The sequence below is a fragment of the Paraburkholderia sp. 35.1 genome (assembly GCF_050436525.1).
Taxonomy (GTDB): domain Bacteria; phylum Pseudomonadota; class Gammaproteobacteria; order Burkholderiales; family Burkholderiaceae; genus Paraburkholderia; species Paraburkholderia tuberum.
This window is the reverse complement of the sequence record NZ_JBNDMJ010000003.1, coordinates 800,951-815,003: the sequence shown is the minus strand read 5'-3', so window position 1 is coordinate 815,003 and position 14,053 is coordinate 800,951. Positions and strand designations below refer to the sequence as shown.

Genomic DNA, 14,053 nt, shown 5'->3' with positions numbered 1-14,053 from the left:
GCGTTGCCGATGCGCGCACGCTCTTTACATCTCGGCGAGCGATGCCACGCCGCGATTGGCCAACTGATCGGCGCGCTCGTTTTCCGGGTGGCCATTGTGGCCGCGCACCCAGCGCCATTCAATCTCGTGTTGCGCGACGAGCGCATCGAGCCGCTTCCACAGATCGGCGTTCTTGACCGGCTGTTTCGCCGCGGTGACCCAGCCTTTCTTCTTCCAGCCGTGAATCCACTCGCTGATGCCTTTCTGTACGTACTGCGAGTCGGTGTGCACGATCGCCTTGCACGGGCGCTTCAACGCCTCGAGCGCGGAAATCACGCCCATCAGCTCCATGCGATTGTTGGTCGTGTTGGCCTCGCCGCCGAACAGTTCTTTTTCCTGGCTGCCGAAGCGCAGCAACGCGCCCCAGCCGCCAGGGCCGGGATTGCCCTTGCAGGCGCCGTCGGTATAGATGTCGATGTGATCTGGAGTCATTCGGTGTGGTTTCGTGTGTTCGGGGTGGCGGCGGGCGCGAGGCCTGCCGCGAGCACGGGCTTTTTCACTTTGAGCGGCCCCGACGAGACGCATGCCGCGCACGCGCTTGATCGCCTTGATCATGTAGGTGGCGCCGAAAATCGGCCACCAGCGGTCGCCGGCGGCTTCCATGAAGCCGTAACGCGCGAGCCATTGATCGCTCGCGAGCGGCGGACGATAGCAGCCGAAGCGCCCGCGTTCAAGGTCGAAGCCGAGCAGCTTGATCCAGTCCTTCAGGCGCGTGAACGCGATCAGATCGACGGCGGAGGGCACGAACGGGCGGCCTGTCATCTTGCCGATCGACTGCCGTACGCCCCACAGCGACAACGAGTTGAAGCCGAGGATGATCAGTTGGCCTTCAGGCACCAGCACGCGTTCGGCTTCGCGCAGCAGCCGGTGCGGGTCGCTGGTGAATTCGAGCGTATGCGGCATCACGAGCAGGTCGACGCTTTGCGCTTCGAACGGCAGATCGAGCAGGTCGCACCAGACCGCGCTGCGCCCGGCCGGCGCGTGCAGACCAGGGGCGCCTCGCGCGGCGTTCGCGGGGTTGTCGTCGCCAGCGTTGCCCGCGCTGCTGATGCCGCTCACGCTGCCACGACGTGCCCAGCGCGGATACGTGTACGGCGCGCTCGCGCCGCTCGCCGCGTCGAGCACGAGGCCGCGGCACGGCATGCGGTTCTCGCGCAGCGCGTCGAGCTGCGGCAGGCCGAGTTGCAGCGCATGATAGCCGAACACGTCCGACACCACGCGATCGAGCTGGGTTTGCTCCCAGTCGAGCACGTAGCGGCCTGGCGGCGAATCGGTCCAGGCGGGCCAGTCTATAATCGCTCGGTCAGTCATATTAAAAATGCGTCGCCTATGAATGCGCTCGAGTACGTACCGGTCCCGGCGTTTGAAGACAATTACATCTGGGTCATTGCCGACGGACACCACGCGGTCGTCGTCGATCCGGGCGAAGCCGCCCCTGTGCGCGCCTGTCTGGCCCAACGAGGCTGGCGGCTGAGCGCTATTTTACTCACGCACCATCATCAAGACCACGTCGGCGGGGTGGCCGATCTGCTGAACGGCCAGGACGTGCCGGTCTACGGCCCCGCCGGCGAAGCGATCGCGCACCTGACACATCGTCTCAAAAGTGGCGATCACGTGACGATCGCTGCTCCCGCACTTGAATTCAGCGTGCTCGACGTGCCCGGTCACACGAGTGGACACATTGCCTATTTCCAGGCGGCCGATACGCGCGGCACGCCGCACGTGTTTTGCGGCGACACACTGTTCGCGTGCGGTTGCGGGCGCCTTTTCGAAGGCACGCCGCAGCAGATGCTGAACTCGCTCGATGCGCTCGCCGCGCTGCCCGGCGCAACCGAAGTGCATTGCGCACACGAATACACGCTGTCGAACATTCGCTTCGCGCTCGCTTGCGAGCCGCACAATGCCGAACTGCAGGCGTGGCGCGACAAGGCGAACGAATTGCGCGCCCGCCACCAGCCGACGCTGCCGACCACGATCGCGCACGAGCTCGCGGTCAATCCGTTCCTGCGCGCAGGCGAGCCGGCGATCCAGTCGAACCTCGAAGCACGATTGCACGAAACGGTGTCTGACCGGCTGAAGGCCTTCACATTGATGCGCGAATGGAAGAACCGCTTCCGCTGATCCGGAGCGCATTCGGCGGTTCTTCACGCGATGAATCGGAAAAATTCGCCAAGCCCCAGATTTGGTTGATTTTTTTCTTGATTTTCCAATTGACGGAAACGTTGACGTTTCGTACTATCGGCTGCAAATTCCAGCCCTTGTGGAAACCGAGACGTTCATGCGATTTATCTTAAGTGCGTTATTGGTCCTGACACTCGCCGCGTGCGCGAGTCAGGGACCGACGACGAATACCGCCACTAACCCCGCCAGCCAGCAGGCCGTAGCCGACGCCCTTCGCAAGAACGCCACCGCTAAAGAAACCATCAACGTCGACCAGAGCTCCGTCAATCAGTTGACGAGCCAGGACGCCGATCTGTGGGGCCGCATTCGCCGTGGCTTCCAGATGCCGGACCTGCAGAGCGACCTCGTCGACATGCAGCTGAACTGGTATCTGCAGCGTCCCGATTACGTGCAGCGCATGACCGAGCGCTCGCAGAAATACCTGTATCACATCGTCGAGGAACTTGAGTCGCGCCATATGCCGACCGAGCTCGCGCTCTTGCCGTTCATCGAGTCTGCATATAGCCCGCAGGCTTTGTCGGTCGCCAAGGCTGCGGGTATGTGGCAGTTCATGCCGGGCACGGGCCGGACCTACAACCTGAAGCAGAACATGTGGCAGGACGAGCGCCGCGACGTGCTTGCGTCGACCAGTGCCGCGCTCGACTACCTGTCGAACCTGCACGACATGTTCGGCGACTGGCAACTCGCGCTCGCTGCGTATAACTGGGGCGAGGGCAACGTGCAGCGCGCGATCGCGCGCAACGAGGCGGCGGGTCTGCCGACCGACTACATGAGCCTGCGTCTGCCGAACGAAACGCGCAACTACGTGCCGAAGCTGCAAGCGGTCAAGAACCTCGTGATGAACCCGCAGATGTACGGGCTCACCCTGCCGTCTATTCCGAACCACCCGTACTTCGTGACGGTCACGACCTCGCACGACATCGACGTCGACGTCGCCGCGCGGCTCGCCAACATGTCGACGGACGAGTTCCGTTCGCTGAACCCGTCGTTCAGGAAGCCGGTGATTCTCGGCGCGACGCAGCCGCAGATTCTGTTGCCTTTCGACAACGCGTCCGCGTTCGAGCGCAATCTGAAAACGTACTCGGGCTCGCTGTCGTCCTGGACCACCTACACGGTCGACGCACGCGCGACGCCCGCGGCGATCGCACAGAAGATCGGCGTCGACCCCGACACGCTGATGGAAGTGAACAAGATTCCGGTCGGTATGCGCCTGAAGCCGGGCTCGACGATCGTCGTGCCGCGCGGCTCGGACGACGACGAGGACATCAGCGCCGACGTCGCTGAAAGCGCGGTGCTCGCGATGGAACCCGACGTACCCGACACGCGCAAGATGCTGATCCGCGTGCGTCGCAATCAGTCGATGGCGGCCATCGCGGTGCGCTACGGCGTGTCGGTCGGTCAGCTGAAGGCGTGGAACAGGACGCATCGCGATCAGGTTTCGCGCGGCCAGGTGATCGTGCTGCACGTGCCGGTCGGCAAGCCGGTACCCAGCGAGCCGGGTCCGGAAAAGATTGCCGCCGACGTGCAAGGCGGCAGTGTGCAGAAGATTGGCGTCCACGTCGCAGACACACACGGTGAATCGCGCTACGATAAGAAGAAAGGGCGCGGCCACTCCGCCATCGTCAAGGTCTCCGAGCCGGGCGGCAAGGGTAACAAGCCGGCGGCGCCCGTTGCCAGCAAGGGCAAGGTCGAGAAGGTCTCGGCCTCGGAGCCCGGCAAGGCGTCGAAGGCCGCGGCTGAGAGCCGCCCGAAGACCGTGGCCAACGCGAAGAAGAAGGGTAAATAGACCAATAGCGGCTCTCACGGTAGTGGCCACATGCGTTGCGGGGGCAGCGCATGGATTGCGCTCCGATCACGTACCGTGTTCATCCAACGCCGTCACCTCAGGGTGACGGCGTTTTTCATTGGTGCGCCAGGCATGGCGCGTAGCGCCGTGACTGGCGCTGTCCGACCCGCTGTGGTGGCGAGCCGGATGACTTGGGGGTGAAAGTCCTCTGCACACCCGGCAAGGGGAAGTGCTAGCTGAACGGCAAGGGTGTCCGTCGTAAGGCGGAATCTGAAGGAAGCCGCAGGCAAAATGCTGGCCTGACGAACAGGAAGCGGATATCAGGCGGTGTGGCGGGGTGAGCAGTCCAAGATCTGTAAAGCCCAATACTTGCACGGAACGCCACGACGTAGATCCGACAGGCATAAGCAGGAAGGTCGCGCGCATTACCCTGGGAGCCCCGTCAGTCTGCCTTGTGCTACTGGCATCGCAAGGTGCCGGGATGGGCTGGCGGGAGTCAGCAGAGGCCATAGTAGCGGCTCGGAACCGGAGCAGTGAAGGGCCGAACCTGACGAGAGTGGATAGTCACGCGTGCTCTCTGAGCGTTTGGGCACAAGTCTCGGCACAGCCGGGAGCCTGCGATCAAACTTGACGGCCGGAAGCCTGAGAGAGGTTGGGGTGTCCATTGAACGACAGGCGACACGACGAACGAAACGAAGCTCGCTGGAGCAATCCAGTCGTCAGGAAACGCCGGATACGTGATCCGTACGTCCGGTGTTGTGGGAGGACGGCGGGGGCAACCCCGCCTCCTACCCGATCGCGGACGATTCCTGCGCGTTTGCGGTATTTACTTTATTGTTCGTGCTTCGGCCGCGTTGGCCGCGTTGGCCGCGGGGTGCCGGTCCGTCCTGATCCGTCCGAACCTCGGGAGAGGTTCTTGAGGTCATTTCCAGGTTTACTTCCTGATTTATGTCGTCGACCCAACTGCGCGTCTTCCTGCTTTTTTCCGCCGGCTACTTCGTCTCTTACGTGTTTCGCGGCGTCAATCTTGGTTTCGCGCCGTTCATCACGCGCGATCTCGGTCTGTCAGCCGCCGATCTGGGTGTGCTGACGAGTCTGTATTTCCTCGGTTTCGCGGGCGCGCAGATCCCCGCTGGCGTGCTGCTCGATCGCTTCGGCGCGCGTCGCGTGACCTCCGTCACGTTGCTTTTTGCCGCGCTCGGCATCTGGGTATTCGGCGCCGCGCACAGTCTCGGCATGATGATGGTCGGGCGGCTGCTGATCGGCGTTGGCGTGTCGGTGTGCCTCGGCGCCGCGTTCAAGGCGCTCGCGCAGCATTTTCCGGTGGCGCGTTTGCCATTGATGAACGGGCTTGTCATGGCGATCGGCGGTTTCGGCGGCGTGATGGTGGGTTCGCCGCTCACGTGGGTGCTCGGTTTTTCCAGCTGGCGCCCGGTTTGCGTCGGACTCGGTGTGCTGACGGTAGCGGTTGCGCTCGCGCAATGGACGCTCGCTCCGGACGCGCGCGAAACGCATCGCCAGGCGAGCATCGTCGCGCAGTTCAAGGGTACGTGGCACATCCTGCGCAGCGCGGCATTCTGGAAAATCGCGTCGTTCTCGGTCGTTACGCAAGGCGTCTTCTACGCGATGCAGTCGTTGTGGGTCGGAGCATGGCTGCGCGACGTACAAGGCTTCGAGCCGCACCAGGCGGCGGCGCTCGTGTCGATTCTCGGCTTCGCGATGATGGCCGGCTGCGTCGGTTTCGGCGCGGCGGCGCGTAGTCTCGAGCGGCGCGGCCTCTCGCTGTACGCGTTCTGCGGCATCGGCATGGCGCTGTATGTGCTGACGCAGATGCTCATCATGTTTAACGCGCCGTTGCCGGCGAGCCTGTTGTGGGCCGCCTACGGCATCTTCGGCGGCACCGGGATTCTGAGCTACGCGGTGATGGCGCGGCATTTCCCGCCGCAGATGATCGGCCGCGTCAACACGACGCTGACGCTCATTATTTTTCTGCTGATCTTCGGTTTCCAGATCGGCGTTGGCGCGGTGCTGTCGCACTGGCCGGCGAGCGGTGGGCATTACCCGGCGCTCGCGCATCTGAGCGCGTGGAAAATCCTCGTCGCGCTGCAGGTGCTGAGTGCGATCTGGTACGTGTTGCCGGGTCGGCAGCTTGCCCGTTCGGGCGAGATGCGTGCGGAGCAGGAGGCCTGAACCGCCGCGCCAGGCCTTGCGTCGGACCCGGAGGGGCCGCCACGGCGGTTCGGTCCCCGTCAATAGTGGTGTCTCGACAGAACCGCATAGACAGGCGTGGCAAGTACCTGGCGACGCGGCCCGGCAAGGCTTTGAAGGTCCGCCCAGGCACATCGCCTCAACGCCTCGTCCTATCTCCCATTTGGAGGGAACAGTGGATTCAGTCTATAATTTGAAGGTTTGAGCTTATCCACCCGCACCCTAGCGCCTACCTCCCCCATACCGTTCATCCGCCGCGCGCCAACGGCGTAGCAAGAAGGGCTCCACACCCAGCCGAGTCGTCCACACAATGGACCCATCGCGCCTCTTGCAGCGTCACCGGCAACTCGCGAGCGAGTCTGCGCGCGCATCCACGATGTGTTTCGCTGCGGCTTGCAATCGGATAGACAGGTGGCAACAGGGTGTTCCCCCAAGGAGTCTCCCGTGTTGCCGTCATTTTCTCCCGCTCTACTCGCGCTCGCCGACGGCACGGTCTTTCGTGGTTATTCGATCGGCGCCCCAGGGCATACCCTCGGTGAGGTCGTGTTCAACACTGCCATCACCGGCTATCAGGAAATCCTGACTGACCCGAGCTACGCGCGCCAGATCGTGACCCTCACGTACCCGCATATCGGCAACGTCGGCGTGAACGCCGAAGACGTCGAAGCGACGAAAGTCCATGCCGCCGGCCTGATCATCCGTGATCTGCCGGTTCTCGCGTCGAACTTCCGCATGGAGGGCACGCTCCCGCAATATCTGCAGGACGAAGGCGTGGTCGCCATCGCCGGCATCGACACTCGCAAGCTGACCCGCCTCCTGCGCGACAAGGGCGCGCAAAACGGCGCGATCCTCGCTGGTTCCGACGACGAAGCGAAGGCCATCGAACTCGCGCGCTCGTTCCCGGGCCTCGCCGGCATGGACCTCGCGAAGGTCGTGTCGACCCAGGAAACCTATGAGTGGACCAAAACCGAATGGCGTCTGGGCACGGGCTACGGCGAGCAGAAAGCGCCGACGTACCGCGTGGTCGCATTCGACTATGGCGTCAAGCAGAACATCCTGCGCATGCTGGCCGAGCGCGGCTGCCATGTCACCGTGCTGCCGGCGCAAGCGAGCGCCGCTGACGCGCTCGAGCTCAACCCCGACGGCGTATTCCTGTCGAACGGCCCGGGCGACCCTGAGCCGTGCGACTACGCGATCGCGGCGACCAGGGAGTTCATCGAGCGCGGCATTCCGATTTTCGGCATTTGCCTGGGCCACCAGATCATGGGCCTCGCGGTCGGCGCGAAGACGATGAAGATGAAGACCGGCCATCACGGCGCGAACCATCCGGTCAAGGATCTCGAAGACGGCCGCGTGGTGATCACGTCGCAGAACCATGGTTTCGCGGTCGATGCCGACACGCTGCCCGCCAACGCGCGCGTGACCCACGTGTCGCTGTTCGACGGCACGCTGCAGGGCTTCGCGCTGACCGACAAGCCGGCGTTCTGCTTCCAGGGCCACCCGGAAGCATCGCCCGGTCCGAACGACATCGCGTACCTGTTCGACCGTTTCACCGCGTTGATGGACGCGCACAAGAACGGCAAGAGCACAGCGGCTTGAAGTAGTACAGGCCGGCCGCAGGGGCCAGCCGGAAACGGCTCGCGGCGGCCGCCGCAGCCCGCGGCGCTACGCGGCGGGCATGCCGCGCGATACAGCGCGCGCAACGTGAAAACGGCGCGCGTCGACGGAAAGAATTCAGGAATACATTAGCGAGAGCGTTATGCCCAAGCGGACAGACATCAAGAGCATCCTCATCATCGGCGCGGGTCCCATCATCATCGGTCAGGCGTGCGAGTTCGATTATTCGGGCGCGCAGGCATGCAAGGCGCTGCGTGAGGAAGGCTACAAGGTCATTCTCGTCAACAGCAATCCGGCGACGATCATGACCGACCCGAACACGGCCGACGTGACCTATATCGAGCCGATCACGTGGGAAGTGGTCGAGCGCATCATCGCGAAGGAGCGCCCGGACGCGATCCTGCCGACGATGGGCGGCCAGACAGCGCTGAACTGCGCGCTCGACCTGCACGCGCACGGCGTGCTGGCGAAGTACGAGGTCGAGCTGATCGGCGCATCGCCGGAAGCGATCGACAAAGCGGAAGACCGCCAGAAGTTCAAGGACGCGATGACCAAGATCGGCCTCGGTTCGGCCAAGTCGGGCACCGCGCATTCGATGGAAGAAGCGCTGCAGGTGCAGGCGAAGATCGCCGCCGAAACTGGCAGCGGCGGCTATCCGGTCGTGATCCGTCCGTCGTTCACGCTGGGCGGCTCGGGCGGCGGCATCGCGTACAACCGCGACGAGTTCGAAGAGATCTGCAAGCGTGGGCTCGACCTGTCGCCGACGCGCGAACTGCTGATCGAAGAGTCGCTGCTCGGCTGGAAAGAGTACGAGATGGAAGTGGTCCGCGACAAGGCGGATAACTGCATCATCGTCTGCTCGATCGAAAACCTCGACCCGATGGGCATCCACACCGGCGACTCGATCACCGTCGCGCCGGCGCAGACCCTTACCGACAAGGAATACCAGATCCTGCGTAACGCGTCGCTCGCGGTGCTGCGCGAGATCGGCGTCGACACCGGCGGCTCGAACGTGCAGTTCTCGATCAATCCGCAAGACGGCCGCATGATCGTGATCGAAATGAACCCGCGCGTGTCGCGTTCGTCGGCGCTGGCGTCGAAGGCAACCGGCTTCCCGATCGCAAAGGTCGCGGCGAAGCTGGCGGTCGGCTACACGCTGGATGAACTCAAGAACGAAATTACCGGCGGCCAGACCCCGGCGTCGTTCGAACCGACGATCGACTACGTCGTCACGAAGATCCCGCGTTTCGCGTTCGAGAAATTCCGCGAAGCCGATTCGCGCCTGACCACGCAGATGAAGTCGGTCGGCGAAGTGATGGCGATTGGCCGCACGTTCCAGGAGTCGTTCCAGAAGGCGCTGCGCGGCCTCGAAGTCGGCGTCGACGGTCTCGATGAAAAGACCGCCAATCGCGATGAGATCATCCGCGAGATCGGCGAAGCTGGTCCGGATCGCATCTGGTATGTTGGCGACGCGTTCCGTGTGGGCATGAGCGCGCAAGAGATCTTCGAGGAAACCGCGATCGACCCGTGGTTCCTCGCGCAGATCGAACAGATCGTGCTGAAGGAGAAGGCGCTGGCAGGCCGCGCGCTGGCGAGCCTGACGAAGGAGGAGCTGAAGTATCTGAAACAGAGCGGCTTCTCGGATCGTCGTCTGGCCAAGCTGCTCGGCGCGAAGCCGGCGGACGTGCGCGCGCGTCGTATCGAGTTGAACGTGCGTCCGGTGTATAAGCGCGTCGACACCTGCGCGGCCGAGTTCGCAACCAGGACCGCGTACATGTACTCGACGTACGAGGAAGAGTGCGAAGCGAATCCGACCAGCAACAGGAAGATCATGGTGCTGGGCGGCGGCCCGAACCGGATCGGCCAGGGTATCGAGTTCGACTATTGCTGCGTGCATGCCGCGCTCGCGATGCGCGAGGACGGCTATGAAACGATCATGGTCAACTGCAACCCCGAAACCGTGTCGACCGACTACGACACCTCCGACCGTCTGTACTTCGAATCGCTGACGCTCGAAGACGTGCTCGAAATCGTCGACAAGGAAAAGCCCGTCGGCGTGATCGTGCAGTACGGCGGCCAGACGCCGCTGAAGCTCGCGCTCGACCTCGAGGCGAACGGTGTGCCGATCATCGGTACGTCGCCGGACATGATCGACGCGGCCGAAGACCGCGAGCGCTTCCAGAAGCTGCTGCAGGACCTCGGTCTGCGCCAGCCGCCGAACCGCACCGCGCGCGCCGAAGACGAAGCACTGAAGCTCGCCGACGAAATCGGCTATCCGCTCGTCGTGCGTCCGTCGTACGTGCTGGGCGGCCGCGCGATGGAAATCGTCCACGAGCCGCGAGATCTCGAGCGCTATATGCGCGAGGCGGTGAAGGTGTCGAACGACTCGCCGGTGCTGCTCGACCGCTTCCTGAACGACGCGATCGAATGCGACGTGGATTGCATTTCCGATGGCGATGCCGTGTTCATCGGCGGCGTGATGGAGCACATCGAACAGGCGGGCGTGCACTCGGGCGACTCGGCCTGCTCGCTGCCGCCGTATTCGCTATCGAAGGCGACCATCGCCGAACTGAAGCGCCAGACCGCTGCGATGGCGAAGGCGCTGAACGTGGTCGGCCTGATGAACGTGCAGTTCGCGATTCAGCAGGTACCGCAGGCTGACGGCTCGAAGGACGACATCATCTACGTGCTCGAAGTGAACCCGCGCGCGTCGCGCACGGTGCCGTACGTGTCGAAGGCGACCAGCCTGCCGCTCGCGAAGATCGCAGCGCGCGCGATGGTCGGCCAGAAGCTCGCCGCGCAAGGCGTGACGAAGGAAGTCGAGCCGCCGTACTTCAGCGTGAAGGAAGCGGTGTTCCCGTTCGTCAAGTTCCCGGCGGTCGACCCGGTGCTCGGACCTGAAATGCGTTCGACCGGCGAAGTGATGGGCGTCGGCCAGACGTTCGGCGAGGCTCTGTTCAAGTCGCAGCTCGCGGCGGGTTCGCGTCTGCCCGAATCGGGCACGGTGCTGCTGACCGTGATGGACGCCGACAAACCGAAGGCAGTCGAAGTCGCGCGCATGCTGCACGAGCTCGGCTACCCGATCGTCGCGACCAAGGGCACGGCTGCCGCGATCGAAGCGGCCGGCGTGCCAGTCAAGGTCGTCAACAAGGTGAAGGACGGCCGTCCGCACATCGTCGACATGATCAAGAACGGCGAGATCGCGCTCGTCTTCACGACCGTCGACGAAACGCGCGCGGCGATCGCCGATTCGCGTTCGATCCGCATGAGCGCGCAGGCGAACAAGGTCACCTACTACACGACGATGTCGGGCGCACGCGCGGCGGTGGAGGGTCTTCGTTATCTGAAGAACCTGGAAGTCTATGATTTACAAGGACTCCATGCTCGCCTAAACTAAGGCTTCGACTAGCTGTCCAAGATGTAAGTGCCGCGGTTAAGCGGCGTTCCGCAGGTGCTGCGGCCCGGGTTTGTCCACGGGCGGCGGCTTTCGCGGAATGCACTTAACCGCGGTGATTTTTTTTATGGCCGTTTTTTGCCTCCAGAGTTGTTTATGAGCACTATTCCATTGACGAAGCGCGGCGCAGACATGCTGCGCGATGAATTGCAGCGCCTGAAATCGGTTGAACGTCCGGCCGTGATCAACTCGATCGCGGAAGCGCGCGCCCAGGGCGATCTGTCGGAAAACGCGGAATACGACGCTGCGAAGGAAAAGCAGGGCTTCATCGAAGGCCGTATCGCCGAAATCGAGTCGAAGCTCGCGGGCGCGCAGGTGATCGATCCGTCGCAAGTGGAAGCGGACGGCCGCGTGGTGTTCGGCGCGACGCTCGAGCTCGAAGACCTCGAGTCGGGTGCGTCGGTCAAATACCAGATCGTCGGCGACGACGAAGCGGACATCGACCACGGCCTGATCTCGATCAGCTCGCCGATCGCGCGTGCGCTGATCGGCAAATCGGAAGGCGACGTCGCGTCGGTGCAAGCGCCGGGCGGCGTGCGCGAATACGAAATCATCGCGGTCAGCTACATCTGAGGGTGGCGCCGGTGTCTTTGATGCCGCATCGTTTTTTCCGCCTGTTGACGGTGGTGTGGGTCGGTAGTCTGTTGACTATCGGCTATGCGGTTGCGCCCGTGCTGTTCACGACGCTCGACCGGATGACGGCGGGCGCCGTCGCCGCGCAGCTGTTTCGTATTCAGGGCGTGATTGGCGTCGTGTGCGGCATTTTGCTGCTCGGTCTCGCCAATTTGCTCGTGCGGCGCGGGAGTGGCGCATATCGCCGCTTGCGCTGGCTGCTCGCCGGTATGCTCGTATGCGTGCTGGTTGGCTATTTCGCGTTGCAGCCGTTCATGAACGCGATGCGCGTGGCGGCGCTCGAGGCGGGCAGCGACATCGGGCATTCCGTTTATGCGACGCGCTTCGGCATCCTGCATGGCGTGTCCAGTCTGTTCTACCTGATCGAGAGCCTGCTAGGGGTTGCGCTCGTTTGGCTGCTGCCGGCGCCTGTTGGTGCCGCGGCCGAGGAAGAGGGTGCGCGCGGCGTCACGGGCAAGGTGGCGGGCTGAAGCTCGCGGGTGGCTGATGGTGTGACGGTGCGCGTGCCATGGCCGCCGGGTCGATGCCGATGCCCGCGATGAACCTCACATTGCGACGAATCGTCGCGATTCCGGTGTCCAACTACGGTTCATTCGCGCTGCTTCGGGCCTCGCGCTCAAGGCCGCCAATGCGCAGTGCGGAGTCGGTCCGCACCTTGGGCGCGTGTTCTCTTACTTCGACTGATGCGAACGCTTCGCGCTGGTTTGACGCTTCTTCGCGCGCTTGATGTTGCCGCCCTGCGTCACGCGTTCATTGCCGCGCACCAGCACCGCTTTCGCTCGCGGCTTGCGCATCGGCACGTCGGTCGGCTTGGCGACCTTGACGATGCGGGGTGCGCGTCCCTTGACCGGCCGGGTTTCTTCGGCTGCCGCTTCGCGGGCGCTCGGCAACGCGCCGCGCTTCGCTTTTGCCGCCGGCTGTGCCGATTCTGGCTTCCAGATCACGAGCAGCTTGCCGATATGCTGGATCGGTGCAGCGTTCAGCGCGTCGCAGATTTCTTCGTAGATAGCGATGCGCTCCTCGCGCTCATCGCCGAACACGCGAATTTTGATCAGTTGATGCGCGGCGAGGTGCACCTTGATTTCGGCGAGCACAGCGTCGGTCAAGCCTTCGGCGCCGACGAGCACGACCGGTTTGAGCGCATGTGCCTGGGAGCGCAACTCGGCGCGTTGGTCGGAAGAGACTTTGAGGGCTGGCATGGAAAGTGGAAGACTCGACTAAAATGGCGGCTCCTGCGTTTTCGTCCGATCGCCGAGCGATTCGGGCGACTCGATTCAGCAGGGCGCGCGTCAGAACAACAGAATCGCGGATCGCCGCCAGTCTGGCGGGGGCCGCGCGAATTAACCGCGTATTATCCCCTAAAGCGCGACCCGACGCAGCAATAGTTAAATCTTTAATGGCAAAAAACAAGTTCAATACCGCGTGGCTGCACGACCACATCAACGATCCGTACGTCAAAATGGCGCAGCGGGAAGGTTATCGCGCCCGCGCGGCCTACAAACTCAAGGAAATCGACGAGCAGGACAAGCTGATCCGTCCCGGGCAGGTGATCGTCGATCTCGGTTCCTCGCCGGGCAGCTGGAGCCAGTACGTGCGCAACAAGCTCGCGGGCGGCTCGCAGCGCAACGCGGAGCGCGAAGGTGGCATCGATGGCACGATCATCGCTTTGGACATTCTGCCAATGGAGCCGGTGGCCGACGTGCACTTCATCCAGGGCGATTTCCGCGAAGACTCGGTGCTGGTCCAGCTCGAAGAATTGGTCGGTGCGCGCCAGGTAGACCTTGTAATTTCGGATATGGCGCCCAACCTGTCGGGCGTGGCGATCGCGGATGCGGCGCGGATCGAGCATTTATGCGATCTCGCGCTCGAATTCGCGCAAAATCACCTGAAGCCGGATGGTGCCCTTTTAGTCAAATGCTTTCACGGCAGCGGATATAGTCAGATTGTCGAAAAGTTCAAACGCCAATTCAAGGTGGTGGCGGCCCGCAAGCCGAAGGCGTCGCGGGATAAATCGTCAGAAACATTTATTTTGGGTAAGCATCTGAAGCGTCCCGCATAGGGATGCGGCGAGCCGGTTCCATCTCTGCCAATAATGAGCCCGATGCGTCCGGAGACGGGCGTCAAGCCGGCCCGCT

The 14,053-nt window shown here is 63.3% G+C and carries 10 protein-coding genes and 1 pseudogene; 8 read left to right on the top strand and 3 right to left on the bottom strand.

What is annotated here, in order from left to right; genetic code table 11:
* Nucleotides 1-24 precede the first annotated feature (24 nt).
* Nucleotides 25-471: a ribonuclease HI gene (gene rnhA, locus OKW27_RS23720; protein ID WP_184028269.1), complete on the bottom strand. Its 447-nt coding sequence runs from the start codon at nt 469-471 to the stop codon at nt 25-27.
* Nucleotides 468-1,350: pseudogene (locus tag OKW27_RS23715) on the bottom strand (class I SAM-dependent methyltransferase). The gene rnhA and the pseudogene OKW27_RS23715 overlap by 4 nt, the downstream one beginning before the upstream one ends.
* A gap of 18 nt (nt 1,351-1,368) precedes the next feature.
* Here OKW27_RS23715 and gloB point away from each other — a divergent pair.
* From gloB to OKW27_RS23680, 7 genes are all read left to right on the top strand, one after another.
* A complete protein-coding gene (gene gloB / locus OKW27_RS23710; protein WP_090801121.1) occupies nt 1,369-2,160 on the top strand; it encodes a hydroxyacylglutathione hydrolase in 792 nt (263 codons plus the stop codon).
* A 157-nt stretch (nt 2,161-2,317) separates the two neighbouring features.
* Nucleotides 2,318-4,006, top strand: a complete 1,689-nt coding sequence (locus OKW27_RS23705; RefSeq protein ID WP_090805403.1) for a transglycosylase SLT domain-containing protein — start codon at nt 2,318-2,320, stop codon at nt 4,004-4,006.
* Between the two features lie 948 nt (nt 4,007-4,954).
* Nucleotides 4,955-6,196 carry an MFS transporter gene (locus OKW27_RS23700; RefSeq protein ID WP_429335058.1) on the top strand — a complete coding sequence of 414 codons (1,242 nt, stop codon included), beginning with the start codon at nt 4,955-4,957 and terminating at the stop codon, nt 6,194-6,196.
* Between the two features lie 462 nt (nt 6,197-6,658).
* Nucleotides 6,659-7,813: a glutamine-hydrolyzing carbamoyl-phosphate synthase small subunit gene (carA, locus tag OKW27_RS23695; RefSeq protein ID WP_429335057.1), complete on the top strand. Its 1,155-nt coding sequence runs from the start codon at nt 6,659-6,661 to the stop codon at nt 7,811-7,813.
* Between the two features lie 160 nt (nt 7,814-7,973).
* On the top strand, nt 7,974-11,228 hold the full coding sequence (gene carB / locus OKW27_RS23690) for a carbamoyl-phosphate synthase large subunit (RefSeq protein WP_429335056.1): 3,255 nt from the start codon (nt 7,974-7,976) through the stop codon (nt 11,226-11,228).
* Between the two features lie 153 nt (nt 11,229-11,381).
* Nucleotides 11,382-11,858 carry a transcription elongation factor GreA gene (gene greA / locus OKW27_RS23685; RefSeq protein ID WP_026225947.1) on the top strand — a complete coding sequence of 159 codons (477 nt, stop codon included), beginning with the start codon at nt 11,382-11,384 and terminating at the stop codon, nt 11,856-11,858.
* 20 nt (nt 11,859-11,878) lie between these two features.
* Entirely contained in the window at nt 11,879-12,388 is a 510-nt protein-coding gene (locus tag OKW27_RS23680) for a DUF4149 domain-containing protein (RefSeq protein WP_026225946.1), read from the top strand.
* A gap of 201 nt (nt 12,389-12,589) precedes the next feature.
* On the opposite strand, the gene OKW27_RS23675 is transcribed toward OKW27_RS23680, so the two are convergent.
* Nucleotides 12,590-13,117, bottom strand: a complete 528-nt coding sequence (locus OKW27_RS23675) for a YhbY family RNA-binding protein (protein WP_090801113.1) — start codon at nt 13,115-13,117, stop codon at nt 12,590-12,592.
* Between the two features lie 197 nt (nt 13,118-13,314).
* On the opposite strand from OKW27_RS23675, the gene OKW27_RS23670 reads away from it, so the two are divergent.
* Nucleotides 13,315-13,977, top strand: a complete 663-nt coding sequence (locus OKW27_RS23670; RefSeq protein ID WP_184028328.1) for an RlmE family RNA methyltransferase — start codon at nt 13,315-13,317, stop codon at nt 13,975-13,977.
* Nucleotides 13,978-14,053 lie beyond the last annotated feature (76 nt).

What these genes read in the sequence shown, in the direction of transcription:
- gloB (WP_090801121.1), top strand. Translation starts at nt 1,369, where the DNA reads ATGAATGCGCTCGAGTACGTACCGGTCCCGGCGTTTGAAGACAATTAC.
- OKW27_RS23675 (WP_090801113.1), bottom strand. Translation starts at nt 13,117, where the DNA reads ATGCCAGCCCTCAAAGTCTCTTCCGACCAACGCGCCGAGTTGCGCTCC.
- OKW27_RS23700 (WP_429335058.1), top strand. Translation starts at nt 4,955, where the DNA reads ATGTCGTCGACCCAACTGCGCGTCTTCCTGCTTTTTTCCGCCGGCTAC.
- carB (WP_429335056.1), top strand. Translation starts at nt 7,974, where the DNA reads ATGCCCAAGCGGACAGACATCAAGAGCATCCTCATCATCGGCGCGGGT.
- OKW27_RS23680 (WP_026225946.1), top strand. Translation starts at nt 11,879, where the DNA reads ATGCCGCATCGTTTTTTCCGCCTGTTGACGGTGGTGTGGGTCGGTAGT.
- rnhA (WP_184028269.1), bottom strand. Translation starts at nt 471, where the DNA reads ATGACTCCAGATCACATCGACATCTATACCGACGGCGCCTGCAAGGGC.
- OKW27_RS23705 (WP_090805403.1), top strand. Translation starts at nt 2,318, where the DNA reads ATGCGATTTATCTTAAGTGCGTTATTGGTCCTGACACTCGCCGCGTGC.
- OKW27_RS23670 (WP_184028328.1), top strand. Translation starts at nt 13,315, where the DNA reads ATGGCAAAAAACAAGTTCAATACCGCGTGGCTGCACGACCACATCAAC.
- greA (WP_026225947.1), top strand. Translation starts at nt 11,382, where the DNA reads ATGAGCACTATTCCATTGACGAAGCGCGGCGCAGACATGCTGCGCGAT.